Origin of the sequence: Stenotrophomonas sp. SrG, from assembly GCF_050031795.1 — a bacterium.
GTDB classification, from domain to species: Bacteria; Pseudomonadota; Gammaproteobacteria; order Xanthomonadales; family Xanthomonadaceae; genus Stenotrophomonas; species Stenotrophomonas rhizophila_A.
The window spans coordinates 1-263 of sequence record NZ_JBNBBE010000360.1 but is presented as its reverse complement, the minus strand read 5'-3'; the positions used below and the strand labels follow the sequence as shown (position 1 = coordinate 263).

Here is a 263-nt window from a genome sequence, read left to right as displayed (position 1 = left end):
GTTCCAGGGTGAAGAGCTTGCGCGGGAACAGCGGGGTGAGGTTCTCGAACAGCACCTTGTTCTTGGACGCTTCCAGCGGCTCACCGTAGATGGTGTCCACGATCGACAGCGCGAAGTAACGCTCGCCGTCCTTCGGGAAGCGGAAGCGGCCGGACAGGTGGTCGCCGGTGCGCAGGTTGAAGCGGCGGATCTGGCTGGGCGAAATGGAGGTCTCGTCCGGCCCGGCCAGGTAGCTGGCTTCAGCCGCGCGCAGGAAGCCGAAG

Annotated in this window: 1 pseudogene; it reads right to left on the bottom strand. The window is 65.4% G+C overall.

Annotation, left to right across the window (positions count from 1 at the left end):
* Nucleotides 1-263 (bottom strand): annotated as a pseudogene (locus ACQG3P_RS20105) (transcription termination factor Rho); the annotation flags it as partial.